Annotated in this window: 4 protein-coding genes; 1 reads left to right on the plus strand and 3 read right to left on the minus strand. The window is 44.3% G+C overall.

What is annotated here, in order from left to right:
* The 3 genes from NJ959_RS25615 to NJ959_RS25625 all read right to left on the minus strand — a co-directional run.
* The coding region (locus NJ959_RS25615) for a hydroxymethylglutaryl-CoA lyase-like TIM-barrel protein (RefSeq protein ID WP_507237494.1) at nucleotides 1-630 on the minus strand (630 nt) is incomplete at its 3' end.
* 205 nt (nucleotides 631-835) lie between these two features.
* Nucleotides 836-2,140 (minus strand): HEAT repeat domain-containing protein, encoded by a 1,305-nt coding sequence (locus tag NJ959_RS25620; protein WP_254014587.1) that lies wholly within the window; start codon nucleotides 2,138-2,140, stop codon nucleotides 836-838.
* A 568-nt stretch (nucleotides 2,141-2,708) separates the two neighbouring features.
* The gene (locus NJ959_RS25625) at nucleotides 2,709-3,737 is read right to left on the minus strand and encodes a DMT family transporter (RefSeq protein WP_254014588.1); all 1,029 of its coding nucleotides are present in this window, start codon (nucleotides 3,735-3,737) and stop codon (nucleotides 2,709-2,711) included.
* A 213-nt stretch (nucleotides 3,738-3,950) separates the two neighbouring features.
* Between NJ959_RS25625 and sppA the strand changes: the two genes are divergently transcribed.
* Nucleotides 3,951-4,775, plus strand: a complete 825-nt coding sequence (sppA, locus tag NJ959_RS25630) for a signal peptide peptidase SppA (protein ID WP_254014589.1) — start codon at nucleotides 3,951-3,953, stop codon at nucleotides 4,773-4,775.
* Nucleotides 4,776-4,785: the final 10 nt, after the last annotated feature.

Consider the following 4,785-nt stretch of genomic DNA (forward strand, 5'->3'; position numbering starts at 1 on the left):
CTCTCCCCCATCCTGGTTAAGAATTTTTGCGATCGCTTCTCGACCAATTTGTGCTACTTCATGAGGTAGGGTTCCGCCGTTTGTGTCGCATAGCACTAACCATTGAGCGCCTGCGTCTCTGGCAGCGATTAGGGTTTTGAGAGCATATTCAGGATTGTATTTGTAGCCATCAAACCAATGTTCGGCATCGTAAATTACTCGTCGTCCTTGGCTGATGAGATACTCAATGGTATCTCGAATCATCGCCAGGTTTTCTTCTAGGGTAGTATTTAAGCCTTCTATTACTTGCAAATCCCAGGATTTACCGAAAATTGTCACCCAGCGAGTACCTGCGGCAAGGATGGCTTGGAGCATTGGATCATCGACTGCTCTAATATTAGGACGGCGAGTAGAACAAAATGCGACTACTTCGGCTTGGGTGAGGGGTTCTTCTTTGAGTCTCCAGAAAAATTGTACGTCTTTCGGATTCGCTCCTGGCCATCCCCCTTCAATAAATGGTATACCTAATTCGTCGAGTTGTCTGGCTATCCGTATTTTGTCTTCTAGTGACAGGGATAATCCTTCTCGCTGAGTACCATCCCGGAGGGTTGTGTCGTAGATACAGATTTGTTTTGATGTTTGTTGGAGCATGGATTGGGGAAGGATGAAGGATTAAGGATGAAGGATTAAGGATGAAGTATTAAGGATGAAGTATTAATGATTAAGGATGAAGGATTAAGGATGAAGAAGTTTATATTCTTGAAAAAACATCAATAGTATATTGATGTTTTTTCAAGATTAACCAATTGCAAATGCTATTGTTTTCTCCTTCATAATTCCTTCCTTCCTTCATACTTCATAACTCATCCTTCCAAGAGCCTAATTGGTGATTTTCTGGAAAATTCAATGAATTGCGTGATTGGGGTAATTCATTCAGCTTTCCTGGGTTGCGAATCCGCTCTAATTGAGTCAGCGCCCACCTTGCTGTTTCCTGAACTTCTGGATCGGGATCGTTTACAGAATAGGACAATAGTTGGCTAACTTGACTGACTAATTCGTAAACTAAGGTTAAGTCCCGAATGGCATTTTTACGCACATCAGGATTGTCATCTTGTAAGGAAAGTGCTAGTGCTTTATTCATCGGAGTAAGCGTCTTAATTCCAATTTGGGAGATTGCCTCCAAAATTAAACTACGCTGCTTGGAATCAGAATCGATTATTAAATCTACTAAAGGTTGTACAGCCCTCGAATCTCCTTTCTGTGCAAGTTCCCAGATCGCTTTTCTGCGTTTTTGGGGATCGGAACTTTTTAAGTCTTTAATTAATACAGGCACAGTATTTGTTTTGGCGAGATTACTATCTTTTTTAATCAGGGATGTACTATCTGTTGTTTGAAGGGGTGACGGATTTTCGGGAGGGGTTGGGTTGACAATCGCCAAGGAGGAAGAGGTATAACCGTTGGGATGATTATGGGTGTCAACGGGTTCTATTTCAGGATCGAAATCGTTGGTAATAGAATTTTCGATCTTAAGTTGAGGCTCTAGACTTTTGGGGGTAGACTTGGGTTTAGATCGTTTTTTCTTCTTGGTTTTGGTATTGGGTTTCGCTCCTTGTTTCTTCCCGTCTAACTTCTTGACTAAGAGAAATAATCCGCCGCCAATTGTCCCCAGAATTACAGCAACAAGTAATACTATAAATAGGATTTTTCTAATTTTATCTAGATCTACTTTCTTTTTCTGCTCCTTAGCTGGGGATTTATCTTTAGATTCTGATGGTTTAGATTTCTTATCTGCCTCTTCTTTCAGGCGACTCAAAGTGCCTTTGCCAGCAATGCCATCGACATCCATACCAAGAGATTTTTGGAATTCAGCAACGGCAATTTTCGTTTTTGCGTCATAGAAACCGTTGACTACCTCTTTGTAGAAGCCTAGCTGTTTGAGTTTTTTCTGCAAGTCTTTGACGGCTTCTCCCTCACTGCCAACTTTAAGGAGCTTTTGCTCAGTGGCTTCAGGAGTTGGCGACTGGGCAATGAGGAAGGATTCAGGTAAGTTGAGTGGTGAGCTAGCACTGGCTGGCTCTAATTTAGATGGGTAGGCGATCAAACACCAGCCTAAGCAAGTGATACAGGCAGCTAGAAGTACAGGGGAGGGATGACGAGTCATAGAAGAATCAGGGACTTGAAGAGGTAGCCACTATCGGCTATTTCGATCTCACTCCAAGCTAGCTCAAATCATTAGATATTACATCTAAGCTCAATGACCTAACTTTCAATAAGCATGGAATTTGACACCCTATTTCTCTCACCAAAAAACGAGCGGGAGAGCAACTGGCTGTCTTCCACGGGGAGGAACGCGGCTGCGACTTGAGTCGCCGTCAAAATAGTGGAAATTGTCATCTTCTGGTCTGTTCTACCCATTACCGCCTTGGAGTTGCTCGACTCGGTGTACTTTTGTAATGCACTTTCAATGGGACAATTTCCATTTCAAGTTCCACAACCCTGTACGCATAATGGTTTTGCTCCATTGAGCCTCCCATGAATGGGGTAATGTTAGCCTTGACAATGTTAGAGGTCGGTAACTATCCAAACAGCACTTCCTTAACCCTTGTACAGATGCTTAACTGTTTGGTTATAGAGCAGAGAACTGGCTGCGCATTCTCTGGTATGTTCTTAAACGCTTGCCTCTAACGTAGTACCCTTCGGTACTGAGTCTGGTCAGATTGGGCTGTATTTCAAGCCCCCGCCTTCAGGCGTGGGGTTTCTGACAATGGGCTGATTGAATCTGGAGTGGTTCCACCCTGGTTCATAATCGATTGTAACCGATGGGCGATTTCCTGTCGCTGATTGATTAGATAGATGCTGACTAAGGTTAGGCTAACGCCAATCCACTGTATGGGAGTGAGGACTTCTGACAAGAATAACTTACCAAAGAATAGGGCAAATATGGGTGTGAGGAAGGTTAAAGAGCTGAGACTGGTGAGATTCCCACTGGAGGCAAAATAGAAGAATAAACCATATGCGATCGCACTGCCAAAAATAGTAGAGTACCCTAATGCCACCCAGCCTCCGAGATCGATATTTACCCATTGTTGGGATTCCCACATCCCGGATAGGGCGAATAAGGGCAATCCACCCAAAACCATGTGCCAACCTGTCGCGGTAACGGGATCGGCATATTGGCTGACATACCGAATCATTACTGTTCCCAGCGCCATGGATAAGGCGGCTAACAGCATCAGCCATTGGCCATGTTCAAACAATCCTTGTAGGCTGAAGTTTAAAGTTAAGGCATCGCCGTGGAGGAGGCTGATAATCCAGCTATCTGGTAAACCAATTAGACTAATCCCCAATATCCCAATCCCCAATCCCACGCTACCCCATAAGCCAATAATTTCGCCAAATAGCAGTCCGGAAAGTAATGCTACTGCGAGGGGTTGAGAGTCGATCATCACCGAACCCAAACCCGCACTAATCCTCACTAATCCCTCAGCTAAGAATCCTTGAAACAAAGCCCCATCAACTAGGGCAAATAAGCCAATCCAGAGCCATGCAGCCCATCCTTTGGGCTGGGGACGCTTCATGATACTGGCTGCTATCAAGACTAAAATACCTGCTGGCAGTAAACGGAATCCTGCCATAAATAGGGGTGTGGTATTGGGGATGACTCCTTTCATTGCTACCATTGCCGTACCCCACAGGAAAAATGGTGCGATTAGTCCTAAGATGCCGAAAGGCAGTTGGGTGTTGGTTTTTAGCTGCATGAGATTGTTTATTATTGCTGGGCGGTTTAAGGATGAGATAATTTTTATGATTCTTTACAATATTTTACAATAAATATTTAGTTATGTTAAGTATGAGAGGTGAGAGGTGACCGAAAAAATTCCCCTAACCTCTTACCCCTAACCTCTTACCTTAGAATTAAGTATTAAGGCTTACCACCCTTAAAACTCACCCACTCAATTACTTAATAAATCATGGTCTGGCCTTTTAAGCCCAAGTCTCGTAGACAAATTGCCCGAATAGAAATAACAGGCGCGATCGCAGGACAAACCCGCAAACGGGTGCTGGAAGCCCTGAAAACGGTGGAAGAGAAGAAATACCCTGCTTTGCTGTTACGGATAGATAGTCCCGGCGGTACTGTGGGCGACTCCCAAGAAATCTATAGTGCCCTGATGCGCCTGCGCGAAAAACTCAAAATTGTTGCCAGTTTTGGTAATATCTCCGCATCTGGGGGAGTTTACATTGGTATGGGAGCCGAACATATTGTGGCGAACCCTGGTACGATTACCGGGAGTATCGGTGTGATCCTGCGCGGTAATAACCTGGAGCGGCTGTTAGAGAAAATTGGTATTTCCTTTAAAGTGATTAAATCTGGTCCCTACAAAGACATTCTCGCCTTCGATCGGGAACTGACAGAGCCAGAACAGAGTATTCTCCAAGAGATGATCGATGTTAGTTATCAGCAATTCGTGCAAACGGTTGCCGAAGGTCGAAAATTGGCAGTAGAAACGGTGAAAACCTTTGCCGATGGGCGGATTTTTACAGGTCAGCAAGCTTTGGCTCTGGGAATTGTTGATAAACTGGGAACTGAGGAAGATGCCCGTCGCTGGGCAGCCGAATTGGTAGATCTCGATCCAGATAAAACTAAGTGTGAGACCATTGAAGAACCTAAATCTTTATGGAATCGTCTCGTACCTGGTAGTAGGAGTCGGATGCCTTTAGGTCTATCGACTGGGATGGATTGGTTAGAATTTGAATTGGCGACATCTGGTCAACCGCTTTGGCTTTATAAGCCCTAGTGTATGAGGG

This window comes from Limnofasciculus baicalensis BBK-W-15 (assembly GCF_024178385.1).
Taxonomy (GTDB): Bacteria; Cyanobacteriota; Cyanobacteriia; order Cyanobacteriales; family Coleofasciculaceae; genus Limnofasciculus; species Limnofasciculus baicalensis.

Coding starts and splice junctions, on each gene's coding strand:
- NJ959_RS25625 (WP_254014588.1), bottom strand. CDS start 3,737: ATGCAGCTAAAAACCAACACCCAACTGCCTTTCGGCATCTTAGGACTA.
- NJ959_RS25620 (WP_254014587.1), bottom strand. CDS start 2,140: ATGACTCGTCATCCCTCCCCTGTACTTCTAGCTGCCTGTATCACTTGC.
- sppA (WP_254014589.1), top strand. CDS start 3,951: ATGGTCTGGCCTTTTAAGCCCAAGTCTCGTAGACAAATTGCCCGAATA.